This window comes from Asaia sp. BMEF1 (assembly GCF_051628905.1).
Classification (GTDB): domain Bacteria; phylum Pseudomonadota; class Alphaproteobacteria; order Acetobacterales; family Acetobacteraceae; genus Asaia.
Genome location: NZ_CP157575.1, coordinates 1,381,339 through 1,403,959, shown reverse-complemented (window position 1 = coordinate 1,403,959; position 22,621 = coordinate 1,381,339). Strand labels below are relative to the sequence as shown.

The window sequence follows — 22,621 nt, the reverse complement described above, 5'->3', positions numbered from 1 at the left end:
CGAATCTGTCGTTATGACGTCGAACATCGATCGTACCCTGGGCAACACCATACGCGAGAGAAGAAAGCAGAACGGGTATCTGCTTAAGGATGTGGCCTCGCGCGTCGGAATCTCGCTCAGTCATCTGAGCCAGATCGAGCGCGGCGCGTCATCGCCGAGCATCCGCGATCTGATGAAGATTTCGGATGTTCTCGAACTCGATATGTCGACTTTCTTTGGCTCGATAAGAGGTCAGTCCCTCGATAATCCAGCCTTTTACACGCGCATCGAAGATCATGGTCTCCTCAGCTTCGGCGAGGGGATCACCAAGGTAATGCTCAATTCGCAGAGCCCCGATCTGCTGCGTACCTATCTCATGATCATTGAGCCGAACGGCCATTCGGGCTCCAAAATCCTGACCCATAGCGGTTTTGAGTCTGGTCTCGTCCTGCAGGGCTGCCTGCATTTGCAGGTGGGCGGTCAGGACTGCATTTTACGCGAGGGAGATTCCTTCTCTTTCCCGAGCGAGACACCGCATCGCTATAGCAATGGCTCGCAGCAGGTTACGCGCGTCGTTTGGGCGAATGTCGATACGCCCTGACTGGTTTTCAGCCATGCCGCACGGCCGCTGTTGTGCTGGCGGGACGAAAGGAATGCGTGGAGACAAGAGCGTTTTTTCTCCACGCTGATCCTCTGATCCTATTGCTCTCTGGCGCCGGGCGACACGCCTGTGTCGTGTCGGATCGGGCCTGACGCGGAGTTTAGGATTTCCCGCCCCATCGGATCAAAGGTAAGACCTCAGGGCTTGAACTTCTTCGGATCGATTGCGGCGTTTACCCCACCGAAATGATGCAGCATCCACGAAGAGAGCGCCGAGAGTTCTTCCGGCGTATAGGCAGCGGTGAATTTCTGCATCGCCATCGCGCCATGAGCCGTCTGCAACGACGTGCCCTCCCTGAGCACGGCGACCAGATTGGTGGCTGATGGGTCGCTCAGCGAATGGCTGCCGCCCAAAGCGGCCCAGTCCGACTGGCGGCCCGATCCGTCTTCCAGATGACACCCGGCACAGGCCTGCTGAAACACATGTCTGCCCGCAGAAGGGCCATCGTTTTCATTTATCACTCCGGGATTGCGCGGCGGGCCATCGGGCTGCGCTGGAACACTGCGCAGATAGACGACCATCGCGCGGATATCATCGGCAGGTAGCTGGCTCAGACTGTGCTCTATGGCTTCTGCCATGGGGCCGGAGGCCGGGCCGTGGCCTTTGGCGTGACCTGTCGAGAGATAGCTGAAGAGGTCCGCATCGCTCCAGGCGCCCAGACCGTGCGCCTTGTCCGGAGTCAGATTATAGGCGGTCCACCCCACCTGCACCGCCCCTGCATAGGCGCGGCTGCTGAGCCCGAACATGAAGTTGCGCGGCGTATGGCACTGGCCGCAATGGCCCAGCGCCTCGGCAAGATAGGCGCCGCGATTCCACTTCGCAGAGCGTGCCGCATCAGGGATCATGCGTCGGTTCGGATTGTTGAACCAGTTCCAGAAAATCATGGTCCAGCGCTGGTTGAACGGAAAGGAAAGGCCGTTCTTCGGGGCTTCGGCGCGAATGGCGGGCAGGGTGAACAGATAGGCCTTGATGGCCAGCGCATCGTCATCGCTGAGCAGGGTGTAGGAAGTGTATGGCATGACCGGGTAGAGATGCTTTCCCCCCAGACCGACGCCTTTGCGCAGCATTTTCAACCAGGCCGTGTCTGTATAGGCACCGATGCCCGTTTCGCGGTCGGGCGTGATATTGACCGCATGGATCGTGCCGAAAGGCAGAGCGAATATGCGCCCACCCGTCAGTGCGCGGCCATCTTGAGACAGATGGCAGGCCGCGCAATCGGCCGCGACGAACAGGGCCCGACCGCGCGTGACCTGAGCGATTTCCCCCTCGGGGAGCGCTGTCTGCTGCGTCGGGGCTTGCTGAGCGGATGCCGACTTACCGTAAAACGCACAGGCCAGCGTCATGAGGGCCGTGGCGGAAAAGGCGAGGGCGCGTTTCATGCGCGTTTCTCCCCGTTTGCTGCGGCGCTTATCTGCGGCACGAAGGGAATGCGTCTCAGGCGCTTTCCACTTGCCGCGAAAATGGCATTGGCCAGGGCAGGGGCTGCGGCCACGGTGCCCACTTCGCCGATACCCCCTATTTCCGCTGTCGGATCGCAGACGAGATGCACACGGATATCAGGCGCCTCATTGAGGCGCATCATGCGATAATCATGAAAATTGCTCTGCTCAGCCTGCCCGTCGCGGAAGGTGATTTCGTTATAAAGCGCCATGGTCAGGCCAAAAATCAGCCCGCCCTGTATCTGGGCGCGCACGGCATCGGGGAACACGACCGGCCCGCAATCAACGGCGGTATCGGCCCGCACGAGATGGATCTGGCCATTTTCTTCCACCCTGACTTCCAGCACAGTCGCGGCCCAGCTCTGGAAGGAATAATGCAGGGCGATACCGAGCCCGTGCCCCTTGGGAAGCTGGCGCCCCCAACCGGCCTGTTTGGCGGCTTCATCGAGAACCTTGAGCCCTCTCGGTGAGGCCCACAGATGCTTGCGGCGGAAAGCGAGTGGATCGGCTCCGGCGGCATGGGCAAGTTCGTCGATCATGCCTTCGACGACGAAAACATTATGGGTCGGGCCGACGCCGCGCCACCACAAGGTTACCAGCCCCTCGGGCTCGCATTGCACTGCCTCGTTACGCTGGGCAGGTATGGCATAGGGTGTTTCGGTAGCGCCTTCGACGGCATCGGAATCGAGGCCGTTCTGCAGTCCCTCGGGTGCCCAGCGGGCCAGAACGAACGATCCTGTCGTGCGATGATGCCACGCCCTGATCATCCCCTTCTCGTCGAGCCCGGCTGTGATGCGATCGTAATAGAACGGGCGGAACTGGTCTTGACGGATATCTTCCTCACGCGTCCAAAACAGCTTGACCGGATAGGGCACCTGTTTTGCAAGGCGCGCGGCCTGACCGATCGAATTCGAATCCAGCCTGCGGCCGAAACCGCCACCGATCAGGTGGTTATGTACGGTGATGCGCTCTGGTGGGAGGCCGGTGGCGTCGGCCACCTCTTGTCGGGCGCGCAGGGGCACCTGTGTGCCGACCCAGACATCGGCGGAATCGGGGCGGATATGCAGCGTGGTGTTGATGGGTTCGAGCGCGGCATGGGCCAGAAACGGCAATTCGTACATCGCCTCGATGCGGGTAGTGGCGCTGGCGAGTGCGGAATCGACATCGCCGGTCTTCTTCGCCACGAGCCCTGTCTTTTTCGAAGCCTCTCTCAGCGCTTCGAGCAGCGAGGCGCTGGACATCGACGCATGGGGGCCGAGATCCCATTGCGGGTTTGCGGCTTTGAGCCCCGATATGGCGGCCCAGCTATGCGTGCCAATGACCGCAAGCGCATCGGGCAGGGTGACGATATCGGTCACACCGGGAATTTTCAGCGCAGCCTCACGGTCGAAGCCTTTCAGCGTGCCCCCCTTGACCGGGCAGGCCATGATTCGCCCGATCTTCATGCCGTCGAGACGCACATCCATACCGAAAACGGCGCTGCCATTGCTTTTCGCATGGGTATCCATGCGCTGCGGGCTGGTGCCGATCAGACGGAACTGGGCAGGGTCTTTCAGCGGAATGGGATCAGGAACGGGCTGACGGGCTGCGTCCTCGGCGAGGGCGCCATATAACAGGCTGCGGCCCGATTCCGCATGAGAGATCATGCCGTCTTTTGCGACACAGCTTTCGACCGGCACCGACCAGCGCGCGGCTGCGGCGCGCAGAAGCATGATTCGTGCTGCAGCACCGGCCTGACGCAGCGGTATCCAGCTATCGCGTGTCGAAGCCGAACCGCCCGTCACCTCTTCACCGGCCGCCTTGTCGATAAACCGAGCATCGGCGGGCGCCGCCTCCAGGGTGATCTTGTCGAGCGGGACTTCAAGCTCTTCGGCGATCAGCATGGCGATGCCGGTATAAATGCCCTGACCCATCTCGGCGTGGCGCATGATGAAGGTAATGGCGCCCTCGCGATCGATGCGGATGAACGCGTTCGGCGTGAAGACACCACTGGCCTCCGCACGCGCACCGGGCAGGCCGGGGATAAGGCCTGACAGCATCAGCCCCCCACCGGTGGCGAGGGCAGCGCGCAAAATGGCACGCCTGTTGAGCACGGGGCCGATCTGATGAGGCTTACGCATTGCTGGCGGCCTTATGAATGGCGGCGCGTATGCGCACATAGGTGCCGCAGCGGCAGATATTGCCCGACATGGCGTCATCGATATCGTCATCGCTTGGTGCGGGCGTGGTCTGAAGCAGTGCGGTCGCCGCCATGATCTGGCCCGACTGGCAATAGCCGCACTGGATAACCTGCTCTTCCAGCCAAGCTTCCTGCACGCGCTGGCCCAATGCGGTCTGCCCTATGGCTTCTATGGTGGTGACAGGGCGGTCGCCGATGAGAGAAACAGGTAGCTGACAGGCGCGCGCAGGTTGTCCCGCTACATGCACGGTGCAGGCGCCGCATTGCGCGATGCCGCACCCATATTTGGTGCCGGTCAGTCCCAGAATGTCACGCAGCACCCATAAGAGGGGCATGTCATCCGGAACATCCACGTCATGCGACTCCCCGTTGATAAGAATCGTTCTCATGTCGTTGTGATCCCTCGGTTTTTTCTGGTGCCGGTCATTATGGAGGATCACCAGTGTCGCGACGGAATGCAAGTCCGCTCTTCTATTTCGGCTTCGGAAGTTGTTTTGATATTGACACGTTTTTGCGGCCCCCGGATGATCATTTCATCCTATTCAAGCAGGACTTCATGACTCAGGACGCAGACCGCCCCACCCCCTCTCCCTCCTGTCCGCTACCCGGGGGAGGGACAAGGCGCCGCGATGTGCTGTCGACCGTGATTGTCGGGGCTGGATGTGTTGGCGCCTGCGCTCTGGCCTATCCTTTTCTCGATAGTCTGAATGGCACGAAAAATACGGCTCTTGGCGAAGATGATTCGATCGATGTCGATATTGCCGCGCTTCGGCCCGGTCAGCAGCTCGTCGTGACGTGGCGCGGCTGGCCTGTATTTATACAGAAGCGCACCCCGGAAATGCTGGCGTCGTTAAAAGCAGCCGATAGCGCGCAGCGCCTGCGCGATCCCAATTCGAAAATCCTGCAACAGCCGAAAGACGCCGCAAACTGGCATCGTTCTGTCGTGCCGGAAATCGGCGTGCTGATCGGCATTTGTACGCATCTCGGTTGCGTGCCTTCTTACGCGACGCCTTCTGCCAACGATAAAGCGGGAAAATATTCCTGTCCCTGCCATGGCTCGCAATTCGATGCGGCAGGTCGCGTGTATAAAGAGGCCCCCGCGCCCTATAATCTCCCCGTGCCGCCTGTCACCATGTTGTCTGCCACGCAATTGCGCATCGGGCAGAGCAAGGGCGACCCGGCATTTTCCATCGCCTCCATCCAGCAGATCTGAGCGGCGACCATGAGTAAACCTGACACCACGCCAACCGGCTGGCTCGAAACACGCCTGCCCATCGTCTCGGCGCTTCGGCGCGAATATGTCGATTTCGCCATGCCGCGTAATCTGACCTATCTCTGGAATTTCGGGGCCTTTGCGACGATCGCGCTCGTGCTTCTGATCGTGAGCGGGATTTTTCTTGCGCTCAATTATACGCCGAGCGTTGCCGAGGCCTTCAACAGCATCGAGACGATCGACCGTCACGTATCATCTGGCTGGCTTGTGCGCGCCATTCATATGGGCGGCGTGTCGATGCTTTTTGCGGCGCTCTATGTGCATATGGCGCGCAGCCTCTATTACGGCTCCTACAAGGCGCCACGCGAATTGCTCTGGCTGACCGGTCTCGGTCTGTTCATCCTTGTCATGGTCGCCGCTTTTGCCGGGTATATCCTGCCCTGGGGCCAGATGTCCTATTGGGGCGCAACGGTTGTCATCAATGCCATGAACGCCGTGCCGCTGATCGGTCCGGCTCTGGCCTCATGGTTGCTGGGCGGCGAAGGATTGGGCTCGGTCGCCCTGCATCGGATCTATGTCCTGCATTTCGTGACGGGTTTTTCCATCATCGGGGTGATCGTGCTGCATGTCGCCGCACTTCATGTCGTGGGATCGAATAATCCCACTGGCGTAGAGCCGAAAACATCCGACGATGTCGTGGCTTTTCATCCCTATTACACCACCAAGGACGGGCTCGCTCTGTGCCTGTTTCTGATGGTCTACGCGGCACTGATTTTCTTCGCGCCCGATCTCCTGACGCTCGCCAATAATTATGCCATGGCCAACCCGCTCGTGACGCCGGGCGACATCACGCCGGAATGGTATTTTGCGCCTTTCTACGCCATTTTGCGTGCTGTTCCGTCCAAGCTGGGCGGGCTCGTTCTGTCTGCGGGCAGTCTGGCCGTGCTGTTTGCCGTTCCCTGGCTCGATCGCTCTCCCGTAAAATCGGCGCGTTATCGCCCGGTGCTCCGCTGGGCGCTTCTGGGTCTGTTTCTGGCCTTCATCGCGCTCGGTGTCGCGGGAATGCACAAGCCGACCGGGCTCTGGCTCGCCATCAGCCGTGTCAGCGTGACGTATTACTACGCGTATTTCCTGGTCCTGCTCCCGTTTCTGCCCAGAATAGAGGTCACACGCCCCTTGCCTGCTTCCTTGCGGGGAGAGAGCGTATGAAGCGGTATCTTCTTGTCGCGCTCATGGTGCTGCCTTTGACGGCGCAGGCGTCAACGCCCGAGCAACGTGGCTTTCAGGTCTATCGTCAGGTCTGTGCCACCTGCCACAGCCTCAACCAGGTGCGTTTTGCCGATCTTTCCGGCATCGGCCTCGCCGTTCCCGATATCAAGGCCTATGCGGCGTCTCGTCAGGTGCCCGATGGTCTGGATGACGATGGCGACCCCAAGACGAGCGCGGCGCATCTTTCAGACCCCATCGGCTCACCCTATCCGAACGAGGCCATGGCGCGTCTGGCCAATCATGGCGACGTGCCGCCCGATTTCTCGCGTCTGGCCATGATCGAAGAAGGGGGCGCCAAACGGATCGAGACGATCCTGCGCTCCTACGCGCCCAAGCCTGCCGACGTCGTTCTCGGGCCGGGCTCCTATTATAATACCGCTTTCGCCCAGAACCATATCGGCATGCCGCCGCCGCTTCACGACGGTCAGCTGGCCTATGCCGATGGAACGAAAGCCACGATCCCCCAGATGGCGCAGGATGTAGGGGCGTTTCTCGATTGGGTGGCGCATCCGCATCGCGTAGCGCGCGCGCATACCGGGCTGGTCGTTCTGGCTTATCTTGCAGGGATGACCGTCCTGCTTGCCCTGCTCAAGCGTCGCGTCTGGAAGCGCGTGAAGGAGACCCGTCAATGAGCGACACGATAACGCTGCTTTATGCGCAATCCGTCATCTGGCTGGTTGTTTTCGGCCTCTGCGCGGTGATTGCGCTGATGTTCCGGCGCGTAAGGGCCTTTTATCGCCGCATTGCGCCTCTCGGCGCGCTGGCCCCCACGGCTGCCACCATCGCGCATTTGCCGACGACATTTTTGCGCAGTTTTTCGGGCAGTGAAGTGACGGCAGGGGGGAGCCGTGAAGACGGGCGGCCGCAGCTTCTGGTTTTCGTTTCCGGCTCCTGCCCCGTATCGCGCAAAATGGTGCCGATCGTCGATGATTTCGCCCGGCGTGAGCGCCTGTCGCTGCTCTATTGCGGTGATGAAAGTGACGAGGCTCAGAAACGCACGATTGCCACGCTGGGTCTGTCTGAAAGCGGCTTCGTCAATGATGCGGCGATCGGCCGCCTGCTTGGTGTAGACCGCGTGCCTTTCGCCGTGCTGCTCGACCCCACGGGCACGGTTCAGGCACGCGGTCTGGTGAATAATCTGGAACATCTGGAAAGCCTGCTCGGCGTGCAGGAAACAGGGTATCGGTCATTGCAGGGGTTCATGACAGCTAACCCGCGTGCCCTGACCGGCTGAACAAGCGATCTTTCTACTGCGGATCTGCGCTGCCCGTCTGACGCTGCGGTCGGTCTGTCAGCCGAGTGAGAGCGTGGGGCGTATTTTCCGAGCCCTTCGCAAGCGATGCAGCGCCGATAAAGGTGAATGCATGATGTGTGAAAACGGGCGGTGGGCTATCCCAACGCCTTGTTTCATAAACGATTTCGGGAAGGACTCGTTTAAACGCCCCATTTGTCTCGGGCCTTGCCGAGACACACTGACGTAGCGGCGTCCCCTCGCTCTTTTTGTCAGTGAAGCGTTGATTTCAACGGGGCACGAAGCAGGCCATGACGGTCCCGGTCTGTCCCGATCTGATCTCACGGTGCTGTCGATCTCTACCGAACCGACGCTTTAGCCTCGACCGTTGTACGTTTCAGCTCCAGGGCATGGCCCGAAGGACTGAAGTGCTTTCCGCGGAATAGCGATGCTAATGCGGGCAGGCGGCGCGTGCGCGGCTGAGCACTTCCGCGCGCAGGGCCATGAGATCGTCTGTCTGCAAAGGCTGAGCGCGCAGCTTGTGCACTTCCGCAGCGGTAAAGGGCCGGGTGCCAGGCGGGGTGCTGGCACCGCCGAGACGGAAGAGCACGAAATTCAGCACATCGGCCAGCTCCCCGTCGTCGCGTATCAGCGACATCGAGATGCCCGGAACGCGCACCAGATAGTCCCTGCCTTCAGGTGAGCAGGCAAACCACCCGACCTGATCGCGCAGGGTGGGCACAAAGGTCTTGCCTGAAATTCCCTCAATGCCGTGGCATCCGCCGCAATGGGTCAGATAATTCGTCACCGTATGGGTCTGGATCGCGGCTTTCGCTCCGCTCATGCCTGCGAGGCCGAGCAGGACGAGGCTGCAGACGAGCAGAAAATCAGGGAAGCGGATGCGCGTCATTCAGGGCCTTTCTTTCGGCGAGAATTTCCTTGGCCTTTTTCGGAGCGGCGCGCGCGGCTTTTATTTCATCGGCGGTAAAAGCCGGAGCGCCCGGTGTATTGAGGGCGCTGATATAGGTCAGCACCACAGCCAGCTGGTCGTCGGTCAGTGCCTTGAAAGAGGGCATGAAGCCCATATAGCTGGCCCCATCCGCCTCGATCGTACCGTGAACACCGTTGAGCAGCACGTCAGCGATATAGGTCTTGCCCTCGGCGGTCGCAGCAATCTTGCCGATACGCCCGGCGAGCGGGGGGAACTGACCGGGTGATCCCGCACCGCCTGCCTGATGGCAGACGCTGCAATTGGTGTTGTAGACGGCCTGGCCGTCCTCGGCATGGGCGATGCCAGCCGCCAGAAGCGGCAGGGCAAGCAGGCTCGCGGATGAAAGAAGACGTCTGATCATGAAGCGTTTCCGACGATGACGGAAGTGGAGCAGTTATAAACGAGCGCACCCGTTCCGAAGCACCAGATGATGTCGTTATTGGCCTGGGGGCGATAGCTGGGCTGGTCGCCATCCGTGCCGAGGCAGGGTAGTTGACTGCATGCGTCCTGCCCGCAGCAATCGCGATAGGCCACGAGATAGGACTGGCCGTCGCGCGGATTGAAGCAGGTGCCGATCCATGAGGTAGGTGAAGGACGCGTGCCGGGCGGGCAGCTATGCACGCCGCCACCGCATGACGCGCAGAGAAATCCGTCGATCGCGCAGTAGCGCCAGTAGTCGCAGGCGGTCGGATCGGTGGTCTGTGCCTTGGCTGCAAAAGGAGAGGGGGCTTTGAAGGCCGGCTTATCGTCTTTCTTTGCCGGGGTGGCGGCAGAGGCGCGCTCGACAGGCAGAAGCGGCACGATGGCGCCGAATGTGGCCCAGGCGCCAAGGCGCCCGAGCACACTGCGTCGCGAGCTATGGCCGGCAACGCGCCGGGTCAGGCGTTCCGTTATCCGGTCGAGCGGGCTGGACGAGGCACCGTCCTGGATCGCGCGGCCCGAAATCAGTTCAGACTGCGTCATGGAGGAACTCCTTGGTGTCAAGCGAGGGGGAAGAGGAAGCAGGCAGGGTCGCAATCAGCGCCTCGACCTGTTGTCTGGTATTGGCGACGTCGCGCGCCGTGATCACGCCGCGCGGGTCGAGTGTGACTAGGGTAGGCAGTCTGCCGATCTGAAGCAGCAGAAGCAGTTCCTGACTTGTCACGAAGGGGGTCGCGCCGAGGCGAATACCCGACGCCATGACACGCAGCGCCGCGACATCGCCTTCGCCTGCGAGTACGAGATCCAGATCGTGAATGCTCGCCTGGGCCTGCACGATCGGCAGAACGCGTTTGCAGACCGGGCAATCGGGCGAGACGAACAGGATCAGGCTCGAACGTCCGGCGTCATGTTGACCGCCCATGATCAGGAGCGAGTCATCAAGCCGCTTTGCGGTCAGGCGTGGCAGAGCCTGTCCGGCTTGCAGCCCCGAGAGGACTGGTTGTTGGCCGATAGGGGCGATACGCTCATGCAGCACCCCGATCTGTCTGGCCAGCACCAGCACGGCAAGGGTGAGAAAGCAGCATAGCGCGGCCAGCAGCAGGGTGGAGGCGAGCAGTACGATGATCATGCGGCGTCTCCGACAGGACGGAGCTGAAGAGAGGCGAGGGCCAGCATCACGAGCGAGATCCCGCCCATAAGCGCTACAGCGGCAAGCACGGCGCCTGAGGGGCGCCCGGTTGCGGCGGCACCGAGCATCGCAGCAGCCAGAAGAAGCGTGCGCAGCACCGATCCACCCGTCAATCTGGTGTCATGGCCGGGCAGGCAGCCACAGGAGAGGCCCGTCCGACCGCGCGCGACATTGATGCCCATGGCCAGAGCGAAAAGGGCGAGCAGCAGCACGGCGCAAAGACAGGCCACGCGGGAGTAGATGCCGGAGCACAGCCAGACCCCGAGGCCCATCTGTACGCTGGCGATCAGACGCGCAGCCGGAAAAGCAGCATCGAGAGGCAGAAGACGATAGGAGGCGATGACCGAGGCAAAACCGGGCTGATCGAGCATTTTAGCAACACCGGTGCCGAGGAGCAGGGCCCCGATCGCATCGGCGCCGACCGCGCTGGCCATTTGCAGAGCGAGAGCGCTCATCATTCCCCCAGAGCAACCGTGAAATAGAGATCATCGCCCAGGTGCTTCATGGTATGGACGACCTTGCCCGTTTTCAGATCCCAGATGAAGAAGTCACCGGCCTCGTCATCCGTGAAGAGCAGCGGATTGGCATCCTGTGTGACGCCGACCATCGAGCTAGGCTTCGGCAGCTTGATGCGGCGCAACAGCTTGTGTGTAGCGACATCCAGCTCCCAGATTTCCGTGCCTGCCACTTTATGCGTCCAGAACGTGCCCTGATGCATGGCGACATAAAGATGGCCGGTGGCGTTATGCAGTGCAGCGAGCTGCCAGCCTCCGGGGCGCCAGGAGACCGTGAAGGGGCTGTCGGCATTGGTCGCGGCCTTCATGCCTGCAGCTTCCTGAATCGACCAGGGCTTGCCGATGGTGGTGTTGGCCGAGAGCGTCGCCGGATAGACCAGACCGCTATAGGAGATGAAAAAGGTCTTGCCATCGGCACTATGCGACGGGCTGTGCTCGAAAACCGCGTCTTTTTCCGGGTCGAAGAACGGTTTGGTATGCGTGATTTCGGCTTTCTCGGCGCCGATGCTGACATTCGCGAGACTGCCATCGGCGCAGATCGAGGTGAAGCCGGCATTACCCCAGGGATAGGTCAGGGCGCAGCCAGGCAGGCCCACGTTCATGGCCACCTTATGAGTCGCCGTATCGATCACATGCACCGCGTTTGTGGGCACCATGTCATAGACATAGACGCGGCTGCCATCGCTGCTGATGGTCAGGTCGTTTTTCTTGGGAGTGACCAGCGCACGGCCGGGCAGAACCTCGTCATTGGTGATGTCGAGGGTCTGCGGGTCATAGGTGGCGAGCAGATCGGCGCGGTCGCCACGATTGCCGCGTGACCAGACTGTCTCGCCCACATAAAAGGCGCGCCCTTTCGGGTCTTGCACGACATTGCCGTTATAGGCGGCTTGCACCATCCCGAGCAGTTTGCCCTGATCGGCATCGACCACATACACCCGCCCGTCTTTGGCGTGATGCCCCACCGGATCCTGAACGAGAATGCGATGCGGCGTGACTGGCGTCAGCTTGATGATATCGCTTTCTTCCGTCTGCAGCACGGGTTCATCCGCAAGGGCCATGCCGCAGGGTGTCAGGGCCGCGCCAGCGAGCAGAAGCGCTGTCATGCGAGCCAGTTTTCGGGGGAGGAAACGCATTGGGGTCAGGTCCTTGCGGAGGGGCGGAAAGCAGGAGGGCACGGGTTGGGTGGAAAGGTCGTGAAAACTGGTGGATGGGGGAGCGTCTCGTGAACGCCCCCGTTTTCGTTGAGGGACGGGGTCAGAATTCGGTGCTGATCGTGCCGAAAAACTGTTTGGGAGAGCCGCGTTCGAGTGACTGGTAATCGCCCGATATCGGATTGCCGTTTTCACCCATCATCGAAATATATTTTGAATTGAGCAGATTATAGACGTTGAAGTCGATGGTAATATTTTTGGCAAAACCATAATTACCGACATTATAGCGTGCGCCCGCGCTGGTCAGCCAGTAACCTCCGACAGAGGTGTCGTTGGTATAGCTGAAATAGCGTTTCGAATAGTAATGGACGTCGAAATGCGTTTCGAGACCTTTCCACCGATAGGATAGGTTGGCTTTATACATGAACTGCGGATAGTTCACGACCTTCTTTCCCTTGGTGTAGTACACGCCGTCAGCCGTCGTGATGTTGCCACCATAGGTCGAGTGATTATAGCTCACGCTGTTATACAGGGAGAGACCCTTGATCGGTGTGAGCGTCAGGGCCGCATCGACGCCATTGGTATGAACGCTGGTCTGCGCCACGCTCGAAACGGGGTTGGTAATCGTGCCTTCCGTAGCGGCCTGCAATCTGTGATTGGCGTCGGCATGATAACCGGCGAGGCTCGCCTGCAGATACTTGTCCGTATAGCGATAACCTACAGCATAGACCCAGTCGCGCTCGGGTTTGACCGTTCGGCGTAGCTGGTCGAACGTCGCCTGATCCTGAACCGACCAGAGCGCATTGCCCACGCCGTTCGGAAGCACCTGATAGCTGCGCATGTTCTCGGCGAGGTCGAAATAGACTTCATGATGAGGCAGGAAATGCCAGCTTCCACCGACATGCGGCAGGAAGGCCGATGAGGCAGTCATGCTGCCATTGGGCAGGGCATCGGCGCCGGTATAATCGGGATTGTTGTAATTCGCGCCACCCGCGGTGGTCGAGAGCATGGATTTGAATCCTGCCGTCAGGCGGAGATTATCCAGCGGGCGCCAGCTGTCTTCCAGGTGATAGGTAAAGGTGTTTGTGTGCCACACAAAGCCGTAACCCTGAAGGAAGGCAGGGCCATAGGTGTCATAGGGACCGACCGTCTTGAGCGGCGATCCGGTGCCAAGAAGCGGCTCGTTATACCAGAAGAGATCGGCCTGCTGGTTGTTGTTCTCGAACCAGACGCCCGTATCGATCGTGTGATGCGCGATATGGTAATCCAGTGCCGTGGTGAAGCCGTAACGCTCCTGCCGTGTCTGCCAGACCTCCTCGGAGAACGGGGCTCCTGTGACGGCAGAAGGGGTGCTGTAATCGGCATAGGTGTAATAACCGGTCTGGCTGGTGCCGTAGAGGGTCGATTTCCAGCGCAGGCGATCCGTCAACGCCAGATCCATGTTCAGGCCGCCGGTGTAATCGACTTCTGCCTGACCGCCATCATAGAGATAGGGTTCATCGCCATTGGCCTGAATGGCGGCGGAGGTCGGCAGCGACACGGCGCCCGAGGCATAGGCAGTGGCGAGTGCGTAATTCGGATAGAGATGCGGCACGCGCCAGCCAAGCGCGTCGATCATGGCCAGGGATGTGTCCTGATAGCCCCATTCCTGCAGATCGCTCCAGTTGAAGAAGGCTTTGATGACGCTGTCATGGCCGATGGGCTGCACGACCTTGGCATCGACCTGCTGCTGGAACTGGGTACCACCGCCCATCCATTTGCCTTCTTCGCTGCGCGAATAGGCGACAAAGGCCTTGGTGCCGCTCGGGTTCAGGATACCTGAATCGCCGCGCAGATAGGTGCGATAGGAGCTGTAAGTGCCGAATCCCTGAGAGATCTTGCCCCCCATCTTGTCCTTGGGGTCGCTGGTTTCGAATTCCAGCGTACCGCCGAGTGTGGAGGTAGAGGGCACGCCCACACCGCCCGGGCCTTCGGACAGAACCGAGCGTTCGATATCGTCCGAGATGGAGGCTTGAATGACGTTGAGGCCGTTATTGCTTTCATAGGTCTGATCGTTCAGCGGAATGCCATCCAGCGTGACGCCCAGCTGGTCCATGAAAAAGCCGCGCACATAGATGCTCGACCCCCAGGTATCGATGCCGAGAGGATCGGTAGAGCTGAAGCTCACACCCGGCAGGCGATCGACCGCTTTGAGCACACTGGTTCCCGGCGTAAACTGGGCCATGACGGCTTTTGAAATCACATTGTCAGCGCCGCGTGAAGCCACGCGACTGGCACTGACTGTCATGCTCTCGCTGCCACCCGAACGGGCCGCGTGTGTCGAGCTCCGTTTTTTGGGAGTGGTGTGTGCAGATGCGTTCGCTGTCCGTGAAGGCGAGGCGCCCGGCTTGCGATGGCTTTCGGCTCTGGTGGCAGCGTGACCGGATTGGGGAAGAACGACAAAAAGCGCCGAGGCGCAGAGGAAGGCGCGAAAAGAGAGGGGCTGAACGCGACATCGTGGGTCAAACCGGGTGGGGCGGGCGCATCTGATCATATCCGTTCCATCTCGTTTGGCGTTCGTAACAATTCGAGCGAAGCCGCTCATCTCAGTCCCCGAACGGGTCAGTCGGGGGGCTGTGCATTGCCAGAGCACGATTTTCTTGAAGATGAGGGCTGCCCTGATTTCATGCTTGAAGGCATGGGTCGGGTGGTGCCGTCATCCTTTGTCAAACTCTATGTGCATAAAATCGAACGTGCAACGTTTTTGTGGAAATAATAGCAGGCGGTTTCATGAGGGTAAGGATAAGGCCGGGTCGATGCGTTGCGTACCCCGGTTTGCGGCTTTCCACTGGTTGAGAAAGGCGAAAATCTCAGGCCTGTCGCATTGCGTGGTATTGAAACGAAGCCATGGCGACGGCGCGCCCTCGGGAGAGAAATAACCTCCCGGTGCCAGCAGGAAATTCGCCCGTGCGGCATCGCGGGTGAGTTGCAGCACGCCGCGCTCCTGCGCAAATCGCATCCAGAGAAACATCCCTCCCTCAGGCTTGCAGAAAGGCTCGAGCCCGGTCTTTGCGAAGCGCCTGAGTGCTTTCTCCTGAAGATGCGCCAGTTTTTCGCGCAATCTGGCCAGATGGAGACGATAGCGCCCATCGGCGAGGCAATGATGCACGATAGCCTCGGAAATCGAGGTGCTGGTCAGGCTGCTCGCCATTTTCAGCTTGAGTATTTCTCGTGCGATGGCGGTGCTCGCAGCGACATAGCCGACGCGCAAGCCGGGCGAGATGGTTTTGGAGAAACTGCTGATGCGGATCACGTGATCGAGCTGACCCAGATAGGCGAGGGTCGGGCTCGTTTCAGGGGCGAGATCGCCGAAAATATCGTCTTCGATCAGCATGATGTCATGCGCCTCGGCGATACGCAGCAGCTTGTGCAAAACGGGCGCAGAGCAGGAGGTGCCGGTCGGGTTATGCAGGCGGGTATTGATGACGAAGGCCTTGGGGCTCTTCTCGCGTGCCAGTTTTGCGAAGCGTTCGGGGCAGGGGCCGTCCTTCAGTCGGGGCACACCGCATAAATTCAGCCCCATTGCATGCAGCGCGGGAAAGAGATTGCAGTAGCCGGGGTCTTCGACCAGAATCGTGTCGCCCGGTCGCGTCACGCAGCGAATGGATAATTCCAGAGCCTGACTGGCCCCATGGGTAAGAACGATGCCGCTGCGTTGGCAGGCAATGCCCTGACGCGCCAGACTGAGCGCGATCTGCTCGCGCAGGCCGTCATGGCCATAAGGGTTGCCATAGCCAAGGCCTTGCATCTCAGGCCGGCGCCCCAGACTATTGAGCGCATGGCGAACGCCGCTGCCATAGAGACAGGCCTCGGGAAGCCAGCCGCATCCTGCCTGAATCAGCCGCCCATCACCCTCATAGGCCCGTTGCAGCAGCCAGAGAGAGTCGACCGAAGGCTGGGGACTGGACGCCTCGATCTGGCCGGAAACGGGGTTGGGTTCATGGGTGACGAAATAGCCGCTCGCCCGTCTGGCCTGAAGAAACCCCTCGGCCACAAGTCGATTATAGGCGTTCGAAACGGTCAGGGGGCTGACACCACTATCCTGAGCGAGCTTTCGAATGGAAGGCAGCTTCATGCCATCCAGCCAGATGCCAGAAACGATGCGCGTGCGTATGGCATCGACGATCTGCGCAACCAGTGGCGTGGAGGCACGATGGTCGAGTCTGATCATGATCGAAAGCGCTCCAATAAAAAACGAAAAAATCCGACGACGAAAAACGCTTTGCCTGCAAGGCGGCTGGCGACTGTATCGCTACGAGGACCGACACAGATACAGGGTGAGGCCAACCGACTGTATATAGACAGGATCATTTCGTAATTGGAATAGTGACGTCATTGCGAGCCTCCTCCATGCGAGAAGCGCTTTCGCTATGCCACGACCGAGAACGAGAGAGCCGCCCCATGGCATCGTCACCTGCCGATTTCGATCCTGTTCGCAGTCTTGCTGCGGGCACGTACTGGATGCCCTTTACTGCAAACAGGCGCGTTCGGCATGATCCGGCTTCGCGTCTGATTGCCTCGGCAAAGGGGTGTTATTGCCAAACGCCCGACGGGGCAGCGCTATTCGACACGCTGTCCGGCCTGTGGTGTACCCCGCTCGGCCATGGCCACCCGCGCATCGTCGAGGCATTGAAAACCCAGGCCGAGACGCTCGATTACTGCACGGGCTTTCAAATGGCGAACCCGGCCACGATCAGGCTTGCCGACCGGATTGTCGGCATGGCGCCTGATGGGCTCGATCATGTGTTCTTCACCAATTCCGGCTCCGAAGCGGTCGATACGGCGCTCAAGATGGCGCTTGGCTATCATCGCCTGCGCGGTGAGGGCGGCCGGTTCCGCATGATCGGGCGTGAGCGCGGCTATCACGGTGTCGGCTTCGGTGGTTTGTCGGTCGGGGGGATCGTCCCCAACCGCAAGATGTTTGCAGCGGGCATGCTCAACGGGGTCGATCATCTGCGTCATACCCACGAGCCGGAAAAAGCTGCATTTTCGCATGGCCAGCCCGTCATCGGCGCCGATCTGGCGGATGATCTCGAGCGACTGGTCGGGCTGCATGATGCGGGTACGATCGCTGCTGTCATCGTCGAGCCGGTTCAGGGCTCGACTGGGGTGATCGTGCCGCCTGTCGGTTATCTGCGCCGATTGCGCGACCTGTGCACGAAATATGGCATTTTGCTGATTTTCGATGAGGTCATCACCGGCTTCGGTCGTCTTGGTGCGCCATTTGCCGCGCAGCGCTTCGAGGTCGTTCCCGACATGATTACCTTCGCCAAGGCAGTCACGAATGGCGTGGTGCCGATGGGCGGCGTGCTCGTGCGGCGGGACATCTATGAGACATTCATGACCGGTCCCGAAAACGCTATCGAATTTGCCCATGGCTATACCTATTCCGGCCATCCACTGGCGGCTGCGGTCGGCAACGCAGTTCTGGATATCATGGAGGATGAAGGCGTTTTTGATCGTGTAAGCATTCTTGAGCCGGTGCTGGAAGAGGCCGTCCACCATCTCGATCATGCGCCGGGCATACGCGATATCCGCAATATCGGTCTGGCGGCGGCGATCGATCTCGAACCCGATCCGGCAGCGCCCGGTGCGAGGGGGCTGGCGTTGTTCGAACTTGGGCTGAAACAGGGTCTGCTCCTGCGCTGCACCGGCGACACGGTTTCTCTCGCTCCGCCTTTCATCGCGACACCGCAGGAGTTGCGCGACATGGCGGGTACGCTCGGGCGGCTTATCGAAACCGTCACGCGCTGATTCCCCTTTTCTCTCAGTCAGGACTTATTCATGCCTCTGCTGCATTTTCATCTCCTTGAAGGCCGGACCCCCGAACAGATCAGGGGGATTCTGGATTCGGCCCATGAGGCCATGCTCGAAGCCTTTCAGGTGCCGCGCAGAGATCGTTATCAAATTGTAACGGAGCATAAGCCCAGCCATATGATCGTGGAGGATACCGGGCTCGACATTCCGCGCACGCAATCCATGGTTCTGCTGCAGATGTTCAGTCGTCCACGGGGTGCCGATTCCGTTTCGGAATTTTACCGATTGCTCACGAATTATCTCGAAAGGGATTGTGGCATTCTCCCTTCCGATGTCATGATTTCCGTCGTCGAGAATGGCGATGCCCATTGGTCGTTCGGTCATGGTCGTGCCCAGTTTCTGACCGGCGAGCTTCCCCTGCCCGCAGAATCCTGATCGATTTCGGAACGTTCCAGTCACAGGGCCGCATGAGAGGCCAGATCATAGGATCGTGCATGACAGAAAACGCGCTCGCCCGTAGTCTTCGCCCGCGCCATATCGCCATGATTTCGATCGGTGGCGTGGTCGGGGCGGGGTTCTTCATAGGCGCCTCGACGCCGATTTCGGTGGCCGGGCCGGGTGCGTTGCTTTCCTATGCGTTGGCAGGGCTCATGACCTTTCTGGTCAACCTGATGCTGCGCGATATCGCCTTGCGCGCGCCGGGTCACGGCTCTTTCGTCAACCAGATCCGTCACGCACTAGGCGGTCATGCGGGTTTCATGACCGGCTGGACCTATTGGCTCGTCTGGGTCACGACGCTGGCCATCGAGATCATGGCTGCCGCCGCCCTGCTGGCCCCGCTCGTACATCTGCCCTTCGGTCTGGTGGAGGTGCTCATTCTAGGCACCATGACGGCGACCAATCTCCTGGCGGTGCAAGCCTATGGCGAACTCGAATACTGGTTCGCCATGCTCAAGATCGCGGCGATCGCCGTGTTCATTCTGATCGGACTCGGCGCGCTTTTTCACGGCAATGGGGCCATGCATCAGGACGTTCTGGGCAGTGGTTTTGTGCCGCATGGCTGGATGGCCCTGCTGGCGGTCATTCCGGCCATTGTCTTCTCGATGTCGGGCAGCGAAGTGGTGACGATTGCCGCGCTCGAATCCGATGCGCCCGACCGCAACATCGCCAAGGCCACGCGGGCCGTTGCCCTGCGTGTGGTCGGTTTTTACCTCTGCTCGGTCGCTCTCATACTCTGTCTGGTGCCGTGGTCGCAGGTCGTGCCGGGTCAGTCGCCCTTTCTCATGGTGCTTAACCGGCTGCACGTGCCGTTTGCCAGTGGGGCGATGGAGATCGTGATCGTCTCGGCCATGCTCTCGACGCTTAATTCGGGGCTCTACGCCACGTCGCGCGTGTTATTCGAGCTGGCCGATGTCGATGACGCACCGCGCCATTTTATGCGTCTCGACCCGCGGACACATGCGCCGCGCATTGCCGTGCTGTTCAGCGCCGCTGCGGCTCTCGCCATCTCGGCCGTGGCGATCGCCTCTCCCAATGCCGTCTTTGCGTTCCTGCTCAGTGCCACCGGAGCGCTGATCATTTTCCATAACGCGCTGATCGTGCTGACGCGCATTCGTCTGTGCGGCATGGGTTTTACACCCGTTCTTACACTCATCCTGCTGATGGGGGCGCTCGTGGCGATGGCGCTTGTCGCCCATACCCGCCACGAACTCGCCCTTAGTACGGTCACCATGATGTTGATGGGGGGCGTGGCGTTGCTGCGCCAGCTCATCGGCAAGGCACCAAGACGCGTCTGTTCGCTGCCCCGTCCGGGGCGATAGTCTTCCCTTTTCGATCTCAGGCTTTTCCCGCTTTCAGGATCTCTTCTTCTCATGTCCCATGCTCTCGAATTCTATATCAATGGTCAGTGGGTCAAGCCGCATGGCGCGACGCAGATCGACGTCATCAACCCGGCAACCGAACGGCCTTGCGCGCAGATCGCCCTTGGTGACTCGGTCGATGTCGAGCGCGCCGTCGCTGCGGCGAAAGCGGCTTTTCCTGCCTGGTCCGTTTCGACGCGTGAAGAGCGTCTGGCCGTTCTGGAGCGTATGCTGGCCATCTACAGGCGCCGCAGCGAGGATATGGCACAGGCCATCTCGTTCGAAATGGGCTCGCCCATAGCCCGCGCGCGCGACAGTCAGAGCTGGGCAGGTCTCGCCCATCTGGAAGAGATGATTGCGGTGCTGCGCGATTTCTCTTTCGAGGGGCCTGAGGGCGATGTCTATATCACCCGCGAGGCCGTAGGCGTCTGCGGGCTGATTACGCCGTGGAACTGGCCGATGAACCAGATCATGTGCAAGATCGCCCCGGCTCTGGCGGCAGGCTGCACCATGGTTCTCAAACCGAGTGAGGTGGCGCCCCTCAGTGCGCTGGTTTTCGCCGAGATCCTGCACGAGGCTGGCGTGCCGGCTGGCGTGTTCAATCTGGTCAATGGCGACGGACCGGGGGTAGGCGCCATTCTGGCTTCGCACCCCGATATTGCGATGATCTCGATCACCGGATCGACCAGAGCGGGTGCGGCAGTTGCCAAACTAGCCGCTGACACGGTCAAGCGCGTGCATCAGGAACTGGGCGGCAAATCAGCCAATATCATTCTGCCAGACGCCGATTTCGCCGAGGCCGTGCAGCGGGGCGTAAGGGGATGCCTGAGCAATTCCGGTCAATCCTGCGACGCGCCCACCCGCATGCTCGTGCCCCGCGCGCGTATGGAGGATGCCATGGCGCTGGCAGCGCAGACCGTTGCCACGTTGCGTCTAGGAAACCCTGCCGATGAGGAGACACAGCTCGGCCCGGTCGTGAGCGACGTGCAATATGGCCGTATTCAGACGCTCATCCTCAAGGGGATCGAAGAGGGGGCGACACTGGTGACGGGGGGCGCGGGCAAGCCCGAAGGGCTGGAAACCGGCTATTACGTGCAGCCGACGATTTTCGGCCATGTCACGACCGATATGACTATCGCGCGCGAGGAAATCTTCGGGCCTGTGTTGTCGATTATCGCTTATGATGACGAGGAAGAGGCAATCCGTATCGCCAATGACACGCCTTATGGCCTCGCCGCCTATGTGCAGTCGGGCGATCTCGTCCATGCGCGCGCGGTGGCACGGCGTCTCAGAGCAGGCAATGTGAATATCAACGGCGCCGACTGGACGGTGGCCGCGCCTTTTGGGGGGTTCGGGCAGTCAGGCAATGGCCGGGAATGCTCCAAATGGGGATTGCATGATTTTCTCGAGATACGCGCGCTGATCGGTTATGGCGGCTGAGGCGCTCCGCGCAGGGGAGACCGCATGAATCCCAGTCTTTACGCACGCAGAAAGGCGTCTCTAAGCCTTGCCCCTCAGGCCGGGGAGGCAAAGGCGCAGATCGTCGTCATCGGCGCCGGTCTGACCGGGCTCTCTGCCGCGCTCCATCTGGCGGAGGCTGGGCATGATGTGGTCGTGCTTGACGCGCATGAGCCAGGCTGGGGCGCTTCTGGCCGTAATGGCGGGCAGATCAACCCCGGCCTGAAGACAACGCCCGAGCAGGTCATGCAGGATTTCGGCCCCGAGCGTGGGGCGGTGCTGGCGCGGCGTGCCTGGGCTGCGCCCGATCTCGTTTTTGATCTTATCGCCCGTCACGCCATCGCCTGCGACGCGGTGCGCAGCGGAACGATCAGGGCGGCTACGACAGCAGGGCAGATGGCGCCGCTCGAGGCTCTTGCGCGGCAATGTGTAGCACTCGGCAATCAGGCTGAATGCCTGACGGCTGAGGAAATCGCGCAGCGCAGCGGCACGAGCCTTTATCATGGGGGCATGATCGATCGTCGTGGCGGCCAGCTCGACCCGCTGGCCTATACGCGCGGTCTGGCTCGGGCTGCCATGAATGCCGGGGCGAGACTGCATGACCGCTCCGCCGTTTCTTCCATCAGCCGCAGCGGCGAGGACTGGCGTGTTTGCACGCCGGGCGGAACGGTGCGCGCCAAGCAAATTATTCTGGCGACAAATGGCTATGCCGGTCCACTGCTCGACAGGCTGCGACGGTCGATCGTGCCCGTCTATAGCGCCATCGTCGCCAGTGCGCCTCTGCCAGAATCCATGCGCGCGAAGATTCTGGCGCAGCGGGAATCGCTCTACGAACTTGGCGAAATTACCACCTATTATCGTGTCGATGCCGAAGGGTGCCTGCTGATGGGCGGGCGCTCGGCATCGCGCGATCTCCAAGGGGCAGAGGCTTTTCCCTATCTGGTCGCCCGCGCGCGACGACTCTGGCCCGAGCTTGCGACACTGGAATGGGAGGCAGGATGGAACGGTCAGCTGGCTCTGACGCTCGATCATTATCCCCATCTGCACCGACCCGAACCGGGGCTGCTGGCCTGTCTGGGCTATAACGGACGCGGTGTCGCGATGGCGACCCTGATGGGGCAGAACCTCGCCGAGATGGCGCAAGGCGGGGCGGCTCTCTTTCCAGAAATACCGATTAAGCCCATTCCGCTTCATTTCGCCTGGAAGGCGGGTGTCGTCGCCGGGATCATGAAAGGCCGCATCAAGGATCGCCTTGGCCTCTGAAGACTGCT

At 60.6% G+C, this 22,621-nt stretch carries 22 protein-coding genes; 11 read left to right on the top strand and 11 right to left on the bottom strand.

Annotated elements, in window-relative coordinates; genetic code table 11:
- The first annotated feature begins 13 nt into the window (after positions 1-13).
- Positions 14-580 (top strand): cupin domain-containing protein, encoded by a 567-nt coding sequence (locus tag ABHV46_RS06035; RefSeq protein ID WP_025840395.1) that lies wholly within the window; start codon positions 14-16, stop codon positions 578-580.
- Between the two features lie 197 nt (positions 581-777).
- Here the strand turns inward: ABHV46_RS06035 and ABHV46_RS06030 are convergent, their stop codons facing one another.
- The 3 genes from ABHV46_RS06030 to ABHV46_RS06020 are packed head-to-tail and all read right to left on the bottom strand — an operon-like array spanning position 778 to position 4,647.
- Positions 778-2,019 carry a c-type cytochrome gene (locus ABHV46_RS06030; RefSeq protein ID WP_438383651.1) on the bottom strand — a complete coding sequence of 414 codons (1,242 nt, stop codon included), beginning with the start codon at positions 2,017-2,019 and terminating at the stop codon, positions 778-780.
- Entirely contained in the window at positions 2,016-4,199 is a 2,184-nt protein-coding gene (locus tag ABHV46_RS06025; protein ID WP_438383647.1) for a molybdopterin cofactor-binding domain-containing protein, read from the bottom strand. Before ABHV46_RS06025 ends, ABHV46_RS06030 begins: the two co-directional genes overlap by 4 nt.
- Positions 4,192-4,647 carry a (2Fe-2S)-binding protein gene (locus ABHV46_RS06020; RefSeq protein WP_438383644.1) on the bottom strand — a complete coding sequence of 152 codons (456 nt, stop codon included), beginning with the start codon at positions 4,645-4,647 and terminating at the stop codon, positions 4,192-4,194. The genes ABHV46_RS06025 and ABHV46_RS06020 overlap by 8 nt, the downstream gene beginning before the upstream one ends.
- A gap of 167 nt (positions 4,648-4,814) precedes the next feature.
- Here ABHV46_RS06020 and petA point away from each other — a divergent pair, with 167 nt between their 5' ends.
- From petA to ABHV46_RS06000, 4 genes are read left to right on the top strand one after another with little or no spacing between them, the layout of a single operon-like run.
- On the top strand, positions 4,815-5,471 hold the full coding sequence (gene petA / locus ABHV46_RS06015) for a ubiquinol-cytochrome c reductase iron-sulfur subunit (protein WP_438383642.1): 657 nt from the start codon (positions 4,815-4,817) through the stop codon (positions 5,469-5,471).
- A gap of 9 nt (positions 5,472-5,480) precedes the next feature.
- Positions 5,481-6,680 (top strand): cytochrome b, encoded by a 1,200-nt coding sequence (locus tag ABHV46_RS06010; RefSeq protein ID WP_438383640.1) that lies wholly within the window; start codon positions 5,481-5,483, stop codon positions 6,678-6,680.
- Positions 6,677-7,372: a cytochrome c1 gene (locus ABHV46_RS06005; protein WP_438383638.1), complete on the top strand. Its 696-nt coding sequence runs from the start codon at positions 6,677-6,679 to the stop codon at positions 7,370-7,372. Before ABHV46_RS06010 ends, ABHV46_RS06005 begins: the two co-directional genes overlap by 4 nt.
- Positions 7,369-7,974 (top strand): methylamine dehydrogenase, encoded by a 606-nt coding sequence (locus tag ABHV46_RS06000; protein ID WP_438383636.1) that lies wholly within the window; start codon positions 7,369-7,371, stop codon positions 7,972-7,974. Before ABHV46_RS06005 ends, ABHV46_RS06000 begins: the two co-directional genes overlap by 4 nt.
- 448 nt (positions 7,975-8,422) lie before the next feature.
- Here the strand turns inward: ABHV46_RS06000 and ABHV46_RS05995 are convergent, their stop codons facing one another.
- The 7 genes from ABHV46_RS05995 to ABHV46_RS05965 form a co-directional block, all read right to left on the bottom strand.
- The gene (locus tag ABHV46_RS05995) at positions 8,423-8,881 is read right to left on the bottom strand and encodes a c-type cytochrome (RefSeq protein ID WP_438383635.1); all 459 of its coding nucleotides are present in this window, start codon (positions 8,879-8,881) and stop codon (positions 8,423-8,425) included.
- Positions 8,859-9,323 carry a c-type cytochrome gene (locus tag ABHV46_RS05990; protein ID WP_438383633.1) on the bottom strand — a complete coding sequence of 155 codons (465 nt, stop codon included), beginning with the start codon at positions 9,321-9,323 and terminating at the stop codon, positions 8,859-8,861. Before ABHV46_RS05990 ends, ABHV46_RS05995 begins: the two co-directional genes overlap by 23 nt.
- Positions 9,320-9,925 (bottom strand): methylamine dehydrogenase (amicyanin) small subunit, encoded by a 606-nt coding sequence (mauA, locus tag ABHV46_RS05985; protein ID WP_438383628.1) that lies wholly within the window; start codon positions 9,923-9,925, stop codon positions 9,320-9,322. Before mauA ends, ABHV46_RS05990 begins: the two co-directional genes overlap by 4 nt.
- Positions 9,912-10,511 (bottom strand): alkyl hydroperoxide reductase, encoded by a 600-nt coding sequence (locus tag ABHV46_RS05980; RefSeq protein ID WP_438383626.1) that lies wholly within the window; start codon positions 10,509-10,511, stop codon positions 9,912-9,914. Before ABHV46_RS05980 ends, mauA begins: the two co-directional genes overlap by 14 nt.
- Entirely contained in the window at positions 10,508-11,026 is a 519-nt protein-coding gene (locus ABHV46_RS05975; RefSeq protein ID WP_438383624.1) for a MauE/DoxX family redox-associated membrane protein, read from the bottom strand. Before ABHV46_RS05975 ends, ABHV46_RS05980 begins: the two co-directional genes overlap by 4 nt.
- The gene (locus ABHV46_RS05970; protein WP_438383623.1) at positions 11,026-12,219 is read right to left on the bottom strand and encodes an amine dehydrogenase large subunit; all 1,194 of its coding nucleotides are present in this window, start codon (positions 12,217-12,219) and stop codon (positions 11,026-11,028) included. The genes ABHV46_RS05975 and ABHV46_RS05970 overlap by 1 nt, the downstream gene beginning before the upstream one ends.
- Positions 12,220-12,340: 121 nt before the next feature.
- Positions 12,341-14,524 (bottom strand): TonB-dependent receptor, encoded by a 2,184-nt coding sequence (locus ABHV46_RS05965; RefSeq protein ID WP_438383621.1) that lies wholly within the window; start codon positions 14,522-14,524, stop codon positions 12,341-12,343.
- Positions 14,525-14,629: 105 nt separating this feature from the next.
- Here ABHV46_RS05965 and ABHV46_RS05960 point away from each other — a divergent pair, with 105 nt between their 5' ends.
- Positions 14,630-14,992 carry a hypothetical protein gene (locus ABHV46_RS05960; RefSeq protein WP_438383619.1) on the top strand — a complete coding sequence of 121 codons (363 nt, stop codon included), beginning with the start codon at positions 14,630-14,632 and terminating at the stop codon, positions 14,990-14,992.
- A gap of 12 nt (positions 14,993-15,004) precedes the next feature.
- Here the strand turns inward: ABHV46_RS05960 and ABHV46_RS05955 are convergent, their stop codons facing one another.
- Positions 15,005-16,447 carry a PLP-dependent aminotransferase family protein gene (locus ABHV46_RS05955; protein ID WP_438383615.1) on the bottom strand — a complete coding sequence of 481 codons (1,443 nt, stop codon included), beginning with the start codon at positions 16,445-16,447 and terminating at the stop codon, positions 15,005-15,007.
- Between the two features lie 230 nt (positions 16,448-16,677).
- Between ABHV46_RS05955 and ABHV46_RS05950 the strand changes: the two genes are divergently transcribed.
- The 5 genes from ABHV46_RS05950 to ABHV46_RS05930 are packed head-to-tail and all read left to right on the top strand — an operon-like array spanning position 16,678 to position 22,613.
- Positions 16,678-18,030 carry an aspartate aminotransferase family protein gene (locus ABHV46_RS05950; RefSeq protein WP_438383612.1) on the top strand — a complete coding sequence of 451 codons (1,353 nt, stop codon included), beginning with the start codon at positions 16,678-16,680 and terminating at the stop codon, positions 18,028-18,030.
- Between the two features lie 30 nt (positions 18,031-18,060).
- Positions 18,061-18,468 (top strand): tautomerase family protein, encoded by a 408-nt coding sequence (locus ABHV46_RS05945; protein WP_438383610.1) that lies wholly within the window; start codon positions 18,061-18,063, stop codon positions 18,466-18,468.
- Between the two features lie 59 nt (positions 18,469-18,527).
- Positions 18,528-19,853, top strand: a complete 1,326-nt coding sequence (locus ABHV46_RS05940; RefSeq protein ID WP_438383608.1) for an amino acid permease — start codon at positions 18,528-18,530, stop codon at positions 19,851-19,853.
- A gap of 51 nt (positions 19,854-19,904) precedes the next feature.
- The gene (locus ABHV46_RS05935) at positions 19,905-21,332 is read left to right on the top strand and encodes an aldehyde dehydrogenase family protein (RefSeq protein WP_438383607.1); all 1,428 of its coding nucleotides are present in this window, start codon (positions 19,905-19,907) and stop codon (positions 21,330-21,332) included.
- Between the two features lie 24 nt (positions 21,333-21,356).
- Positions 21,357-22,613: an NAD(P)/FAD-dependent oxidoreductase gene (locus tag ABHV46_RS05930; protein ID WP_438383605.1), complete on the top strand. Its 1,257-nt coding sequence runs from the start codon at positions 21,357-21,359 to the stop codon at positions 22,611-22,613.
- The last annotated feature ends 8 nt before the right edge of the window (positions 22,614-22,621 follow it).